At 64.2% G+C, this 18,221-nt stretch carries 2 protein-coding genes; both read right to left on the reverse strand.

The window, feature by feature from the left end:
* Window positions 1-92: 92 nt before the first annotated feature.
* Window positions 93-7,829, reverse strand: a complete 7,737-nt coding sequence (locus tag B4393_RS06025) for a non-ribosomal peptide synthetase (protein WP_078333369.1) — start codon at window positions 7,827-7,829, stop codon at window positions 93-95.
* Window positions 7,826-18,202 (reverse strand): non-ribosomal peptide synthetase, encoded by a 10,377-nt coding sequence (locus B4393_RS06030; RefSeq protein WP_078333370.1) that lies wholly within the window; start codon window positions 18,200-18,202, stop codon window positions 7,826-7,828. Before B4393_RS06030 ends, B4393_RS06025 begins: the two co-directional genes overlap by 4 nt.
* Window positions 18,203-18,221 lie beyond the last annotated feature (19 nt).

Here is an 18,221-nt window from a genome sequence, read left to right on the forward strand (position 1 = left end):
GTGAGACGGCTAATCGTTCCGGCAGAAGTCACCTCAAAAAACTTAGCCATCACGAAACAGCTTGCGTTGCGACCCCGACCATTTCCCGCACGCTAAAGCAATCCATGCAATCGCAAGTCGCTCGCATATTTAGCGATGATCGGCGCCGAGACTTGCGGAATATCGTGACCGGAACCAATCTTGGCCTCTCGCACCGCGGCCTGGAATCGGTCGGCCGGAGCCATCGACCCCCGCGAGGGTTCCGGCGGATTCCCGTCCCAACCGTGATCCTGCAGGATCTTCAGCATCTGCAACACGGAGCCTTGGCGCTGATGATCCGGCAAGTCGTGCAGAGCGGACTCGAACCGCGCCACCCATTCACTGAAATCGCTGATGCGTTCAATCGGGTGTCCGGCCTCGATCAGCCAATCGACGTACTCGTCGATTCCGATGCCATCGTCATGCGGATTCATCACGTGATAGGTCTCGAATCCCGTGACCGATCCGGTGGATGAACCGGCCGCCTGGCCTCCGAGCGTGGTGATCGCCTCGGCAACGAATTCCACGGGTAGCCCGTCGAAGTGCGCGCGCTGACGATTCCCGTCCTCGGTGAGGCGGTAAACGGAGTGGGGCGCGACGCCGGTGGCGACAATGCTCAGGACCATTCGGGCGACCGTGTCGGATGCATTCACTTGGCCCGCGTAGCTGGTGCCGACCATGATCATGCCCGAACGGAACACCGTGACCGGCAATCCAACCTGCTCGTGGGCCTCGCGAAGCAGCACCTCGCCGGCCCACTTGCTGTTGCCATAGCCGTTCGCATAACTCCCATCGGAAGGGCGAATGGCACTGATGAGCCGGATATCGGCATCCTCGACGAAGGTCGACTTGTCGATCTCTCGACCGACGTCAGCCGTCGAGACGAACGTGTACGGCTTGAGCTTCGTGGTCAGCGCGAACCGGATCAGCTCCGCCGTGCCGACCACGTTGGGTCCAAACAACTCGCTGTAGGGCAGAACACTGTTGACCAGCGCCGCGGAATCGACGATCAGGTCGACGGTGCCGGCCAGCCGCTGCCAGGTCTCTTCCGCCAGACCAAGGCCGGGTTCAGCCTTGTCACCGGCGATCACCTGCAGCCGGTCGGCGGCGAGCGCCTCGTACACCCTGATCAGTTCGGCATCGCCGCTGTCGAATGTCTTGTCCAAGCGGCGGCGTGCTTCTTCGTCGGACTTGGCACGCACCAGGCAGATCAGCGTGCCGTCGACCTGTTCCAGCTCCTGGAGCCATTGCAGCACGAGGTAGCGCCCTAGGAAACCGGTCGCCCCGGTCAGCAGCACCGTCCGCGGACGCGCATCGGCGCGCGGTAGCGCCGGGGCCGCCTGCAGCGTTGTCTCATCGATGAACTTGTCGAGCGTGAGGTCACTGGCCCTCACCTCGGAGGCGCCGGGTCCATGCACGGATGCATAAGTCGGTCCGTTGCTCCACGAGCCTGCTGCGCCGTCCAGGTACACGCACAGGCTTCGCACCGATGGCGCCTCGAAGAGGGTTCTCACCCCCAACTGAGCATCGAGCGAGGAGTTGATCGCGGCAACCACCCGCATCGCGGAGATCGAGTCTCCGCCCAGGTCAAAGAACGAATCGTCGGTCCCGACCCGCTCCACACCCAACACCTGCGCATAAATGCCTGCGACCGTCTCTTCGACAGCATTGGCCGGGGCCCGGTAGCGGGCGGCGTCGTCATATTCAGGCGCCGGAAGGGCGCGCTTGTCGAGCTTGCCGTTGACCGTGAGCGGCAATGCCTCCAAGCACACGACCGCGGCGGGCACCATATAGGGCGGCAGTCGCTTCGCCAGTGCACTCCGCAACTCGCTCGGCTCACCCGTTCCAATGAAGTACCCGACTAGGCGTTTGTCACCCGGCCGATCCTCGCGAGCGATCACTGCCGCCTGCTCCACGCCCTCCAGGTCAGCAAGCGCCGCCTGGATCTCACCGAGCTCAATGCGGAAGCCGCGTATCTTGACCTGTTCGTCGGCGCGGCCCAGATACTCGAGCTGTCCGGCCGAAGACTCCGACACGCCCCAGCGCACCAGGTCTCCGGTGCGATACATGCGCGCTCCCGGCTCGCCGAACGGGCAGGCGACAAACCGCGAGGCGGTCAGCGCCTGGCGGCCCACATACCCGATGCCCACACCAAGTCCAGCCACATACAACTCGCCGACCACACCCGGTGGCACCGGCCGCATCCACCTGTCCAACACGAACAGCGCCGCATCGGGCACGGGGGCACCGATCGGCACCACACCCGATCCGGCGGTCAACTCGCCGAACGTGGCGTAGATCGTCGTTTCGGTAGGACCGTAGCCGTTGATCATCACTCGTCCGGGCGCCCACTTGTCCACTACTTCCGTGGGGCAGGCTTCGCCGGCGACGATCAACGTCATGTCGCTCAGTCCCTCCGGCGACAGCATTCCGACCGCCGACGGGGTTTGGAACAAGACGGTGACCTTTTCACGGACCAACAGATCACGGAAATCGTCGGGCGACCGAACAACCGAATCCGGCACGACCAGCAGTCGGCCACCATGCAGCAGCGCCCCGAAGATCTCCCACACGGTGATGTCGAAGACCAGCGATCCCGCCTGCGTCCAGACCTCACCGGGCCCGGTGGGCATGTGGGTGAGCGGGTACTTGAGCGCTTGGGTCACGTTGCCGTGCGCGATAGCGACACCCTTGGGGACACCGGTCGTTCCGGAGGTGTAGATCGTGTACGCGATGTCATCGGGCGCCGGCGTGAGCAACGGCGTATGGCCGTAGATGGCGCCGGTGGGATCGTCCTCGGCATCATCGAACTGGACGACCGAGACTCCGGACCCGTCGAATCGCGTGCGCAGCTCGGCAGTCGTGACCGCCGCGATGGGCACGGCATCGGACAACATGAACTCCAACCGCGTGTCCGGTACCGAAGGATCGATCGGTAGATATGACGCCCCGGTCTTGAGAATCGCGACGATCGCCACGATCGCCTCATCGGAGCGCGGCATCAACAGCGCCACCGACTCACCCGGGCCCGCGCCGTACACCGACAACAGATTCGCCAAACGATTGGCGGCCTCGTCGAGCTCGCCGTATGTCGTCGAGCGACCGTCGAAGGTCAGCGCCACCGCCTCCGGGGCGCGGTCGACCTGTTGGGCGAATGCCTCCGGAATAGACAACACGGGTTCCACGCCCCGCGCCAGCACCTTGCGGTTGCCCCAACCATCGAGCTGTGTGTGCTCGTCGGTCCGCAACACGTCCAGCGACGAAAGTCGTTGGCCGGCATCAGCAACCATGGAGACCAGTACTCGCTCGAACCGATCGAACACGGCCTCGACGGCGCCTGTGTCAAATTTGCCGGTGTCGTATTCGACACGGATTCCCAGCTCGTGGCCCGGCAGCGCCATCACCGACAGCGGATAGTGGTTGTACTCACGAGTGACGAACTCCGTGATAGCCAATTCCTGCACGCCCATGAACGCGCTGGTGTCGATCGGGTAGCTCTCGTACAGGAACAGGGTGTCGAACAGTTGCTCGTGCCCTGCGAGATGATGAATCTCGTTGAGGGCCAGGTGTTCGTGCTCGATGGTGTCGTTGTGAGCACTCTGCAGCTGCCCGAGTAGCTCGGCGATCGTGGTGGTCGCGGTGGCACGCGCCCGCACGGGCACCGTGTTGATGAGCAAGCCGACGATCGAGTCGGATCCGGCAAGTTCCGCGGGCCGCCCCGATACCGCCGTCCCGAACGCGACGTCGTCCTGACCGGTCAGCACCATGAGCAGCTGTGCCCACGCGGCCTGGAGCACCGTGCTGATCGTGGTGTGTTGTGACCGCGCGAGATCGGCAAGAGCCTGGGTGGTCTCGGCCGACACGCGGTAGGACTCGACACCTCTGGCACCCGGGGGTGCCGGCGGAGCGACGAGAGTGGGCGTGTCGAAGCCTTCCAAGACCTTGCCCCAGGCCGCGCGCGCCGCGTCGAGATCCTGGTCCGCCAGCCAGCTGACGAAACTGCGGTACGACGACGGTGCCGGGAGCCGCTGCCCGAAGTAACTTGCGAAGATCTCCTGCAACAAGATCGGCAAGGACCAGCCGTCGATCACGACGTGGTGGAACGTCAGGACGAACCGATGCTGATTCCCCGCTGTGCGGATCAACGCCGCACGCAACGTCGGCCGATCGGCGAGGTCGCAGACCGCGGCACGCTCGGCAGCGCACAGATGCTGAATCTCCTCATCCGGAGTCAGATCGTCACCACGAAGGTCGAGGTACCGCCACGCGATCACCGGGTCGGCGAGAATCACCTGGACCGGGTCGCCGAACTGAGTGCAGAAGCGGGCAGCAAGATTCGGGTGACGGCGGACCACCGAGTGAACGGCGTCGCGCAACCGAAGCTGATCGACAAGACCCGTCACCGTGATGTCGAGTTGCACCGCGTAGAAGTCGACTCCCGCCGCGTCGCCTTCCAGCACCCCGGCCGCACGGGCGAACGTGGTGTGGAAGAGCAGGCCCTCTTGAATCGGCGTCAGCGGCAGCACGTCGACGATCTTGTGCTGCTCGTGCAGCTGATCGATCTGCTGCTGACTCAGCTGAGCCGGAGCGATATCGGACGGGGTCAACCCGCCGCCGCCACTGCGCACGTACGCACAAATGCCGGCCAAAGCCTCGAACCACAACTGGCTCAGACGCTGCACCTGCGGTTCGGTGACCGACGAGGGTGCCCAAGTCCAGCCGGCGCGTAGATGTGCGCCGGACTCTTCACCGAGGCCGCCCTCCACGATTCCAGCGTTGAGATCGACCGTGTACATCAGCGGCATGGACACCGACGACGCAACGCTCGCCGAGGAAAGGCTGTCCTCGTTGATGCGCCACAGATCGTCGGTGAGATCCGCGGCACCGGCGCCGAGGCGCCCCAGGTAGTTGAAACCGATGGTCGGCTCCGGCCCGGACAGGTCGACATCCGAATTCAGGTAGCGCAGCAGACCATAGGTCAACGGGTCGGGCAGAGCCCGTAGCTGTTCCTTGGCGCCCTTGACAATTGGTCCCAAATCGGCGGACCCGGCGACAACTTCCTTCCAGGAGAGTCCACCGACGCTCAGCGCCACCGGGTACTTGGTGGTGAACCACCCGACGGTGCGTGATAGGTCGACGTCGTCGGCCAATTCTTCGTGGCGCCCGTGCCCTTCGACGCCGATACCGATCGACGCGGCGTTGGAGTCCAGGAATTCATTCCATGCCAATCCGAACGCGATCAGCAGAATGTCTTGCACCCCAGCGTGAAACGCTGCCGGCACTTCACTCAGAAGCTCCCGCGTGGTCTCGGCATCGAGCGAAACCGACAACGTCTTCGCGGTGGCGTAGGTGTCCAATCCGGGCAGTACCGCCGGCAGTGCCGCCGGCACGGCCGTCACCTCTCGCCAGGCGTCGACGCTCGCCACCACATCCGCCGAACGTGCGTGCTCGTCGAGCAGAGTGGACCATCGGGCGAACGAGGTCCCGCCTGCAGGCAGCTCGACTGGCTGTCCGCTGTGGTGCTGCGCCCAGGCAATATTCAAGTCTTCCAACAGAATTCGCCATGACACACCATCAACGGCCACGTGGTGAATCATCAGCGCGAGCTGACGGGAATCGGGAACCCATACCGCGCTCAACTCCGCGCCGTCAGCCGGATTCAAGCGAGAGCGGGCCGCCACCAACTCTGCGTCAGACAAGCTGTCCGCAACGCGCAGGCAATCACGCGCGTCGATCGCGCCCGTCTCCGGGACGGAAAGCGACCACGCGCCGGAGGCACTGTCTGCCTCGGCACGCAGCCTCAGCGTGGCATGGCGGTCCAGCAGCGCCTGAAGGAGGACGACGACATCGTCCTCGGTGACGCCGACCGGTGCCTGCAGCACGATGGTCTGGTTGAACTGATCGACGGGACCCTGGACCCCTTGCAACCAGTGAATGATCGGGGTGGCCAGCACCGGACCGATGCCCTCATCTACGACCCCAGCCTGGCCGTCCGAGAGCGTGGCCACTGCCGCCACTGCACTTACCGTCTGCTCGACGAAGATGTCACGTGGCCGGCACAACACACCTGCCGCGCGTGCCCGCGACACCACCTGCATCGACAAGATGCTGTCGCCGCCGAGATCGAAGAACGACTCGTCCACACCCACGCGGTCGACCCCGAGAACCTGGGCATAGATATCGGCCAAGATCTTCTCGACCGGACCCGACGGCGCGCGGTAATCGGTCCCGACACTGCGATATTCGGGTGCCGGCAGGGCACGCTTGTCCAGCTTGCCGTTCACGGTCAGCGGCAGCGCCTCCAACACCACCACCGCAGCCGGAACCATGTACGCGGGCAGTCTTTCGGCGAGCGCGGTGCGCGCCTCGACCGGATCGGCGGTCCCCATGATGTAACCGACCAGCCGCTTGTCGCCCGGACGATCTTCGCGAGCGATCACTACCGCCTGCTCCACACCCTCCAGTCGCGACAGTGCCGCCTGGATCTCCCCCAGTTCGATGCGGTAGCCACGGATCTTCACCTGCTCGTCCGCGCGGCCCAGGTACTGCAGTTGACCGTCTTCACCCCACTGCACCAGATCCCCGGTGCGGTACATCCGGGAACCCGGCCCGCCGAACGGGCAAGCAAGGAAACGCGATGCGGTCAGACCCGATCGGTGCGCATATCCGGGCGCCACGCCGTTACCCGCCACGTACAGCTCGCCGACCACTCCCTCGGGTGCCGGCCGCAGCCACTTGTCCAACACGAACAATGCCGCCCCGGGCACCGGTGATCCGATGGGCGCCACGCCCGAACCCGGTGTGAGCGGTCCACTCATTGCCGCATAGATCGTGGCCTCGGTGGGGCCGTAGGCATTGATCATCGTGCGCCCGCTGGTGGCCCACCGATCCACCAGCTCGGTCGGGCAAGCCTCACCGGCGACGATGAGCGTCGTCGACTCCAGCCGGTCCGGTGACAACATCCCTGCGGCTGAGGGGGTTTGGCACAGCACGCTGACCTTCTCGCTGATCAACAGCTCGTGGAGGTCATCGGGCGAAGACGCCACAGATTCGGGTACCACCACCAGGCGGCCGCCGTGCAGCAACGCACCCCAGATTTCCCACACCGATACGTCAAAGACCAACGAATGCCATTGCGACCAAACCTGACCCGGTCCGGCGGGCAGGTCGGCACGTACCGCGTCCACCAACTGCGTCACGTTGTGATGAGTAACCGCAACCGCTTTGGGAACACCAGTAGTGCCCGAGGTGTAGGTCATATAGGCGAGGTCATCGTGCTGCGGTACGGGCAGCGCGGAGCTGGGCTGACCGTCGATCAGCGGATCGTCGATTTCGATGACGCCCACATCGAGCCCATCGAATCGCGAGCCCAGTTCGGCCGTGGTGAGAACCGCCACCGGTCCCGCATCCGACACCATGAACTTGATGCGCTCGTCGGGATGAGCGGGGTCGATCGGCAGGTATGCGGCCCCCGTCTTGAGCACCGCCAAAAGCCCGATGATCGCCTCGCCCGAACGTGGAACCAGCAGTCCCACAACCTCTCCTGGACCGGCACCATTGCTCGCCAGCACATGGGCGATGCGATTGGTGACCTGATCCAGCTCACGGTATGTCCACGACCTGTCCCTGCACACCAGCGCGACGGTCTCCGGCGCGCGCTCCACCTGGACTGCGAACAATACCGGGATCGAGACGGGTTCAGCGCCGGGCTCGGTGAGCACCGCTCGGTTACCCCATTCGTCGAGTCGGTCGTGATCGTCATCGTCGAGAAGATCCATCGACAACAAAGTCCGGGTGGGATCGGCGCTCATGTTGGCTCCTTCTTCTTCCCTTTAACATCGGATGTCATGGCTTCCAGCACCCGCTGGAACCTCTTGACCAACTTTCCAATTCGGACGGCGCTGAAGACATCGGTGTCAAATTCGACGCGCAGACCCAGCTCATGGCCAGGCGTGGCCTGGACCGCGAGCGGGTAGTGGTTGTACTCGCGATTACTGAACCCCGTGATGGACAATTCGTGCACGCGAGATAGTGCAGCCGTGTCGATGGGGTAGTTCTCGTAGACGAACATTGTGTCGAACAGCAGATCATGCCCGACAGCATGGTGAATCTCGTTGAGCGCCAGGTGCTGATGCTCCAACGTCTCACCGTAGGCGCCCTGCAGTTGGTTCAGCAGGCCGGCGATGGTGGTGGCCGAGGTGATGGTCGCTCGCACCGGAACCGTGTTGATCAACAGACCCACCATCGATTCCGCCCCGACAAGATCGGTCGGCCGGCCCGACACCGCGGTGCCAAACGCGACGTCGGTCTGACCCGTCAGCCACATCAGCAGCTGAGCCCACGCGGCCTGCAGCACCGTACTGACCGTGGTGCGGCAGGAGCGAGCGAGCTCGCCGAGCGCCTGGGTGGTCTCGGCAGAAACAACGAAGGACTCAACCCCTCGCCGCCCCAGCACCATTCGGCCCGGCGGCCCCACCAACGTGGGGGTCTCGAAACCTTCGAAGACCTTGCCCCACGCCGATCGAGCAGTGCTGTTGTCCTGTCCGGACAGCCAGGTGACAAACCTGCGATAGGCGACCGGAGCCGGCAGCCGTTCGCCGAAGTAGCTTGCGAATATCTCCTGCAGCAGGATCGGCTTTGACCACCCATCGAGCACGATGTGGTGATTGGTGAGCAGGAATCGATACTCGTCCGCCCCGGTCCGGGCCAGCGCGGCCCGGAAGGGCGGTTGGCCCATCAGATCGCAGACCGCGGTCCGTTCCGCAGCCGCCAGTCGCTCGACCCGATCCTCGACATCACCCTCGCCGTCCAACTCGACGTATTGCCAAGCCAACTCGGGATCAGCCGGGATGAGCTGCACTGGTGCGCCGAACTCTTCGTAGAAGGTGGCGACCACATTCGGACGGCGCTTGATGGCGGAGCGCACGGCCTCATGCAGCCGCTTGGGATCGAGCGGTCCACTCAAGGCCACATCGAGCTGCACGGCGTACAGGTCGTCGCTGCCCTCCATCGCCTCTGGCGCCAGGTTCGAGTGGAACAACAATCCCTGCTGCAACGGCGTCAGCGGCAAGACGTCGGCGATCTCGTACTGCTCGTGCAGCTGATCGATCTGCTGTTGGGTCAGCTGCGCAGGCACAACATCCGAAGGCGTCAGCCCTCCGCCGCCGGCACGCACATGCGCGCAGATTCCGGCCAGCGAGTCGAACCAAAGTCGGCTGATCCGATCAATCTGGTTGTGACTCAAGGCCGATAGCGCCCACGTCCATGTCGCATGCAATTGCGGACCCGCATCGGCGTCTTCCATGACGCCGGCGTTCAGTTCGACGGTGTGCCCCAACGGCGTGGGCACCGATGTCGCGGCAGCGGTGATCGCCACCCCATCCTGGTCGATCCGCCACAGGTCGTCGGAGAGGTCGGCCCCACCGGCACCGAGCCGACCCAAATAGTTGAAACCGATCGACGGATCCGGCCCCATCACCTCGACATCGGGATTGAGGTACCGCAGCAGACCGTACGTCAGCCTGTCCGGCAGCGCACGCAGTTGTTCCTTGGCGTCCTTGATCACCGGCCCCAGCGCGGAGTCACCGGCCACCACCTGAGCCCAGGACAGTTCGCCCACCGCCAACGACACCGGGTACTTGCTGGTGAACCAGCCGACGGTGCGGGAGAGATCTGCATCCCCGGCGAATTCTTCTTGACGGCCATGGCCTTCGACGTCAATACCGATCGGTGCTCCAGCCGAGCAGAGGAACTCGTTCCACGCCAAGGCGAAAGCAATCAGCAGAATGTCCTGCACCCCAGCGTGGTACGCGGTGGGCACCTCACCCAACAGCTCGCGGGTGAGGTCGGCGTCGAGCGATACCGACAACTGTCCCGCACTGGCGTAGGTATCCATGGTGGGATGCACCGCAGGCAACGCCGCCGGGATCGCCTCCACCTGCCGCCAGGTGTCAGCCAACGCGGCCACGTCCGCGGCGCGCGCGTGCTGATCGAGCAGAGTAGCCCAGCGCGCAAACGACGTTCCGCCCGAAGGTAGTTCCACCGGCTGCTCGCCGTGATGCTGCGCCCAGGCGATATTGAAGTCTTCCAACAGAATTCGCCACGAGACCGCATCCACCGCCAGGTGGTGAATGATCAGAACCAGCCGGTTCTTGCCGCTCTCCCACAGCGCGCTCAGCATCGACCCGGTGGCGGGGTTCAACCGCGACCGCGCCTGGCTGAGCGCCTCATCGGTAAATGTCTCCACAGCCAGCAGGCACTCGCGGGCATCTACCGTTCCCGCCTCCGGAATCAGCAGAGACCACCGGCCACCGTCGTCTTCGGCACGCAGTCGCAATGTGGCGTGCCTGTCCAGCAGGGCCTGCAGCACGGTCACCACATCGTCCTCGGTGACTCCCGCCGGAGCCTGCAGTACGACAGTCTGATTGAACTCCTCGACATCACCGCCGAGCCCGTGCAGCCAACGGATGATCGGGGTCGCAACGACCGCTCCGGTGCCCGCATCGACCACGCCAGTCTCGCCGTCGGCGAACACAGCAACCTGAGCCAGGCGTGCCACGGTCTGTTCGACAAAGATGTCCCGCGGCCGCAGCAGCAGGCCCGCGGCCCGGGCACGGGCTACCACCTGCATGGACGAAATGCTGTCTCCGCCGAGATCAAAGAAGGAATCGTCCACGCCGATCTGCTCGACACCGAGCACCTGGGCGTAGATTCCCGCCAGGATCTCCTCGACCGCGTCCTCGGGCGCTCGATAGTGGTCCGCATCCTGAAACTCCGGCGCCGGCAGCGCACGGGTATCGAGCTTGCCGTTCACCGTCAACGGCAGCGAATCCAAGACCACCACGGCCGCCGGAACCATGTAGGCGGGCAGACGTTCCGCCAGTGTGGCCCGCACCGCGGCCGGATCCAAAGTGCCAGCTATCGATTCGGTGATGTAGCCCACCAGCCGCTTGTCGCCGGGACGGTCCTCACGAGCGATCACCGCCGCCTGGCCCACGCCCTCCACGCGAGCCAATGCCGCATGGACCTCACCGAGTTCGATGCGGTACCCACGGATCTTGACTTGCTTGTCGGCACGTCCGACATAACGCAGCTGTCCGTCTTCACCCCACTGCACCAGGTCGCCGGTGCGATACATCCGCGATCCGGGCGCGCCGAATGGGCATGCGACAAAACGGGTTGTCGTCAGATCCGAACGGCCCAGGTATCCGCTCGCCTGCCCGGAACCTGCCACATACAACTCACCGACCACGCCCACCGGCACCTGCCGGAGCCAGCCGTCGAGCACGAAGAAGGCGAGATGCTCCAGCGGCACGCCGATCGGACTGCTGTTGCTGTCCACGTCACCGTCGCCGATCTCCCGGAATGAGGCGTGAACAGTCGTCTCTGTGATGCCGTACATGTTGATCATGCGCGGCAGCCCCGGATGGCTGTCGAACCAGGGCGAAAGCCGCTGTGGTTCAAGAGCTTCGCCACCGAACACCACGGTCTGCAGTTTGAGCTGCTGACCCATTTCGGGCTGCAGCGCGTCAGCGGTCTGCAAGGCGTAGAACGCCGAAGGCGTCTGGCTCAGCACGCTGACCTGCTCGCTGACGAGCATGGCGTGCAGGTCTTCCGGCGACCGGACGATCGCGTCGGGTACGACGAGCAACCGTCCGCCGTACAACAACGCACCCCAGATTTCCCATACCGAGTAGTCAAAGGCCAGCGAGTGGCATTGCGTCCAGACCTGACCCAAAGCCAGTTCCGCGTCCAGCGATTCCAGCAGTTGTGCGACGTTGCGATGGGTCACCGCCACGCCCTTGGGTGCACCGGTGGTTCCCGAGGTGTAGATGATGTACGCGATGTCGTCGACGGCCGGACCAAGCAACGCGGCGTCGCTCTGCTGACTCACGGCCGGGTCGTCGATATCGAGCACAGGCACGCCCGAAGCGCCGAGCCGTGGCATCAGATCGGCAGTCGTGACAGCGACGACGGGCGCGGCATCACCCAACACGAACTCCACACGGGAGTCCGGGTGCGCCGGGTCGATCGGCAGGTATGCCGCTCCGGTTTTGAGCACGGCCAGGATGGCTGCGATGGCCTCACCGGTGCGGGGAAGCAGCAGTGCCACTCGCTCGCCCGGGCGAGCGCCACGAGTCACCAAGTGGTTCGCCAAACGGTTGGCTGTTGCGTCCAATTCGCCGTAGCTCCAGGAACGTTCACCGCAAGTGATCGCAATTGCCTCAGGGGCGCGCGCAACCTGCGCTGCGAAGAGCTCCGGAATCGATGTCAGCGCGGGCTCAGGTCGGGTGAGCACCGCACGGTTACCCCACTTGTCCAACCGGTCGTGTTCACGGGCATCGAGCAGATCGATGGATGACAACCGCGTCGCCGGATCCGCGGTCATGGCTGTCAGTACCTGACGGAACTTCTCGACAACGGTCTCGATATCCGCCAACTCGAAGACATCGGTATCGAACTCGACGCGCAGGCCCAGTTCATTGCCCGGCATCGCCACGACCGACAATGGGTAGTGGTTGTATTCACGGCTGCTGAAATCGGTGATGCCGAGTTCTCGCGCACCCAACAACGCGTCGGCGTCGATCGGGTAGTTCTCGTAGACAAACAATGTGTCGAAAAGCCTGTCGAGGCCGATTGCATGATGAATCTCGTTGAGCGCCAAGTGCTCGTGCTCGACGGTCTCATTGTGCATCCGCTGCAACTGATCCAGTAGATCGGCCACGGTGGTGGCCGCGGTGATGTTCGCACGCACCGGCACCGTGTTGATCAGCAGACCCACCATCGAGTCGGCTCCCGCCAATTCGGCGGGGCGTCCCGATACCGCGGTGCCGAACGCCACATCGTGCTGACCGGTCAGCCAGGTCAGCACTTGAGCCCAGGCGGCCTGCAGAACCGTGTTGACGGTGGTGCGTTGCGCTCGGGCCAGCTCAGCCAAGGACTGCGTGACGTCCTCGGAGATCCGGTAGGACTCAACTCCCCTGCGGCCTGGGGTGGCGAGCGAGCCCACCAGCGTGGGAGTCTCGAAACCGTCGAGGGCCTGCCCCCATACCGATTGCGCCGTAACGCGATCCTGCCCTGCCAGCCACGTGACGAAGTTGCGATAGGGCGCGGGCGAAGGCAAACGCTGTCCGTAGTAGACACTGAAGATCTCTTGCAGCAGGATCGGCAACGACCAGCCGTCGATAACAATGTGATGCGCGGTCAAGAAGAGCCGGTGCTTGCTTGCTCCAACATCTTCAGCGTCACCAAGCCCCGAGATGAGCGTTGCCCGGAAGACCGGCTCGGTGAACAACCGACAGACCGCCGTACGTTCGGCGGCGGACAGCTCCTCGATCCGCCCATCGGCTTCACCGGTCAGTTCGACATGCTGCCAGGCGATTACGGGCTCCGCGGAGATGATCTGTACGGGCTCCCCGTATTCCTCACTGAAGCGGGCAGCCAGGTTCGGGTGGCGTTTCACCACCGTATGCACGGCATCGTGCAGACGAGCGGCATCAAGTGCACCGGTCACGGTAAGCGCCAACTGCACCGCGTAGACGTCGTCCTCGGTGGAATCTCCAGTGGCCTCTGCGAATCCAGCCTGGAACAGCAGCCCTTGTTGTAGTGGGGTCAGCGGGAGCACATCGACGATCTCGTACTGCTGCGCCAGCGCATCGATTTGCTGCTGATTCAGTCGCGCAGGCGCCAGATCGGAAGGCGTCAAACCGCCTCCGCCAGAACGCACATGGGCGCAGATGCCAACCAGTGCCTCGAACCACAGCTGGCTCAGGCGATCGGCTTGCGCACCGTCCAGCGCTGATGGCGCCCACGCCCAGTTGGCGCGAAGCTCCGGACCGGCCGCGGCATCCGAATTTGTCTCGAAGATGCCGGCGTTGAGCTCCACCGAATGCGCCAAAGGCATCGAAATAGCCGCAGCCACATCGGCCATCGACAAGCTGTCGTCACTGATCCGCCAGAAGTCCTCGGAGAGTTCGGCAGCGCCCGCGCCCAGCCGCCCGAGGTAGTTGAACCCGATAGCCGGCTCGGCCCCGGACAACTCCACGTCGGGATTCAGGTAACGCAGCAGCCCGTAGGTCAATCCGTCGGGCAAGGCACGCAACTGTTCTTTGACAGACTTGATCACGTCGCCGAGGGAAGCCTCGCCCGCGATCACCTGAGCCCACGAAAGCTCGCCCACCGCAATCGAAGCCGGATACTTGGTGGTGAACCATCCGACTGTGCGCGATAGGTCGATACGGCGATGAACAGCGTCGCCGATCTCCTCCTGGCGACCATGACCTTCGATATCGAAGGCGATGGAGGCGCCCCGGGTGCCGAGGAATTCGTTCCAGGCCAGTCCGAAGGCGATCAGCAGAATGTCTTGCACTCCAGCGTGAAATGCCGCAGGTACCTCACCCAGCAGTTGCCGGGTGGTCTCGGAGTCCAGCGAGACGGACAACCGGCCGGCGTTGGCGTAGGTGTCAACCGCTGGTTGCACCGCGGGCACACGGGCCGGCGTCATAAGGACCTGCCGCCATGCATCGGCGTGCGCGACCACATCCGCGCCAGCGGCATGTTCTGCCAGCAGTGCAGACCAGCGCGCGAAGGATGTCCCGCCGACCGGCAGCTCCACATCGGCGCCGCCATGGTGCTGCGCCCACGCAATATTCAAGTCTTCCAGCAAAATTCGCCACGAGACGCCATCGACGGCAAGGTGATGGATCACCAGCGCCAGTTGCGCGGTGGCCGGAATCCATACGGCGCTGAGCATCGCGCCGGCAGCCGGATCAAGCCCGGCGCGGGCGGCCACCAATACCTCGTCCGACAACGCGTCGGCGACGCGAAGCCGGTCACGGGCATCTACCGCTCCCACATCCGGAACATGTAGCGACCATTCACCCGAATTATCCTGCGCACGTAGACGCAGGGTGGCATGCCGGTCCAGCAGCGCCTGCAATACGACGACCACGTCGTCCTCGGCCACTGCGGAAGGCGCCTGGATGACGAGTGTCTGATTGAACTCGGCGACCGGGCCCTCAATGTCGTGCAGCCAGCGCATGATCGGGGTGGCCGCCACGGGACCCAGGCCTTCGTCGGCCACATAGGCTTCCCCGCCCGTGATTTCGGCCACCACGGCCAACCGCGACACCGTCTGCTCGATGAAGACATCGCGCGGGCGGCACAGCACTCCCGCCGCGCGAGCACGGGCGACCACCTGCATCGACAGAATACTGTCGCCGCCCAGATCGAAGAACGAGTCGTCGACCCCCACTCGCTCAACACCGAGTACCTGCGCGTAGACGCCGGCGAGGATCTCCTCCACCGCGGTGCCCGGCGCACGGTATTCAGCGCTGAGGCTGCCGTACTCGGGAGCAGGCAGTGCGCGGATGTCCAATTTGTTGTTGGACGTCAGCGGCAGCGACTCGAGCACCACCACCGCGGCCGGAACCATGTACGGCGGAAGATGTTTGGACAGAATGCTGCGTACCTCGACAGGGTCCGCGCTGCCCGTCACATAGCCGACGAGGCGTTTGTCGCCGGGGCGGTCCTCGCGCACGATCGCCGCCGCATGGTCCACTCCGTCGAGGGCGCCCAACGCGGACTGGACTTCACCGAGTTCGATGCGGTAGCCGCGAATCTTGACCTGCTCGTCGGCGCGGCCCAGGTACTGCAGCTGGCCGTCGTCACCCCACAACACCAGGTCGCCGGTGCGATACATGCGGGAGCCGGGCTCACCGAACGGGCATGCGACAAAGCGGGAGGCCGTCAGGTCTGAACGACCTATATACCCGCATGCGACGCCGTCACCGGCGACATACAGTTCGCCGACGACGCCGGCCGGCACCGGTTGCAGCCAGGTGTCGAGCACGAAAAGCGCCGCACCAGGCACTGGTGCGCCGATGGGAACCACGGAATCCGGAGACTCAGCCTTAAGAGGAGCGCTGATCGCCACGCACATGGTGGTCTCGGTCGGGCCGTAGGCGTTGATCATCACTCGGCCGGGCGCCCATCGATCGACGACCGTGGCGGGGCAAGCCTCGCCCACCACCGCGAGCGCCGTGGATTCGAGGCCCTCGGGCGACAGCATCGCCACGGCCGACGGCGTCTGGGTAAGCACAGTGACCTGCTCGGCGACCAACACATCGTGGAAGTCCGTGGGAGAGGCGGTGATCGATTCGGGTACCACGACAAGCCGGCCACCGCGTAGCAGCGCACCCCAGATCTCCCACACCGAGACATCGAATGCCAACGAGTGGCACAGCGGCCATACGCCGGGGTTGGGCAGACCGGCGTCCAGCGACGACATCAATTGAGTGACGTTGTGGTGGGTGACAGCCACACCCTTGGGGGCACCGGTGGTACCCGAGGTGTAGATGATGTACGCGATGTCATCCGGCGCGGGAGCCGACGGCACCGCTCCCGATTGGACGTCGGTTCCGTAATTCTCCGGGGCATCGAGGTCGATGACGGTGAGGCCGAAACCGTCGAGCCGTGCGCTGAGATCGGTTGTGGTGATCGCCGCGCGCGGCGCCGCATCCCCCACGATGAATTCCAGGCGCGATGCGGGCACCGCCGGGTCGATCGGCAGATACGCTGCGCCGGTCTTCAACACCGCAAGAATCCCGATGACCGCGTGGGCCGACCGGTCCGAGAACAAGATGACTCGCTCACCAGGGCCTACACCCTGATTCGCAAGATGACTGGCGAGACGATCGGCGGCCTCATCGAGCTCGCGGTACGTCAGCGTGCTATCCGCGAAGGTCAGTGCCGCAGCATCCGGATTGGCAGTCACGTGCGTGGCCAACAGCTCGGGAATCGATACCCGCTTGGCTGCCGGCGCCGCGAGAACGGCCCGGTTACCAAGCTCAGCCAAGCTCTCGAGCTCATCGTTGACCAGGGAATCCAGTGAAGAAAGCCGCCGATCTGGATCGGCGGCCATCTCCGACAGGAGCCGTTGTAACCGGCTCGCCAGGTTCGGCACTCCGAATTTCGAGAACGGCAGTCCATCACCCGAGGTGCTCAGGAGTAGTTGGTCACTGGCTCCGATAAAGAAGAGTCCGAAGTGCCCCATGGGGCCGTGGTTGGTGTACGTCGCTGTGGCGGGCACGCCGGCGAGATCCAAGGTGAGTCTCATGGGGATGAAGTTGATGGCGACGCGATTTCCCGCCTGCCGGGGACCCCGGAGACCGAATTCGCCTCCATCGAGAACGTGCGCCGGGAACCGTTGATGCTTCAGCAGTTCGCGAATGCGTACATCAACGTGCTGGCAGAATTCGGCGACCGTGGATTCCGGCGGAGCACTGAGCACCAGCGGCACCACGCCGGCGAGCATGCCCGGAAGCGTCTTTGACTCGGGACGAACACGTCGGCTAACCGGGAAGTCCAGCGCCACTTCCGACCCGCTCGTGGACCATGCTCGCACCAACAACGCGCAGGCCGCGGTGATAACCGAGTACCGGCGAACACGCAAAGCCTTTGTCAAGTCCTTGATTTCGCCGACTATGGCGTCATCGATCTGAACCGACGCTGTCGGCGTGTACCCCTCATGGCCCTCGTGGGCATGAGGCGGGCGGGGATCGAGGCCGCTGTCCGGCGGAAGGTTACGGCTCCAGTACTCCCGATCCTCGGTGTAATCAGTGGAGGCTTCGTACTCTGCCTCCAGATCGACCAGATCCTGCAGGGTGCCGAAGTAGGCGTCGGGAATCGGATCCCCCGCGACCAGCGCGGAGTAGATCGATGCAATTCGGCGGCTCACGATCGCCATGCCCAAGCCGTCCAGATTGATGTGATGGCACAGCCCGAACATGTAGTACTGATCGTCCGCCGTGCGGATCAATGCGAATTTCAGCAGTTGATCGGTCAACGGCATCAGTGTGCGTTGGATCGATGAGGCGATCTGGCGAGCGTGCTCGACAGGATCTTCTGAATCACGCACGTCATGGAACGCCAACACGAGTTCCGAATGGTCAATCGCCCTCTGAACGATCTGACCATTGACCTCGAGGAAGGCGGCCCGCGCAGGTTCAGCTTCGCTGATTGCCTGACGGACAGCCTGCTCAAGTAGAACTCGTTCTACTTTTCCCTCGATGCGGACCAATAGGCCTAGCTGCCACTCAGCGGCAACCAGACCACTTTCCTGTGAAAGCCAGATATCCAATTGTCCGCGCGAAAGCGGTAATGCCTGGTCCTCAGACTCCAACATTCGCCTACCCCCTCTCCGA

The organism is Mycobacteroides franklinii, from assembly GCF_002013895.1.
Taxonomy (GTDB): domain Bacteria; phylum Actinomycetota; class Actinomycetes; order Mycobacteriales; family Mycobacteriaceae; genus Mycobacterium; species Mycobacterium franklinii.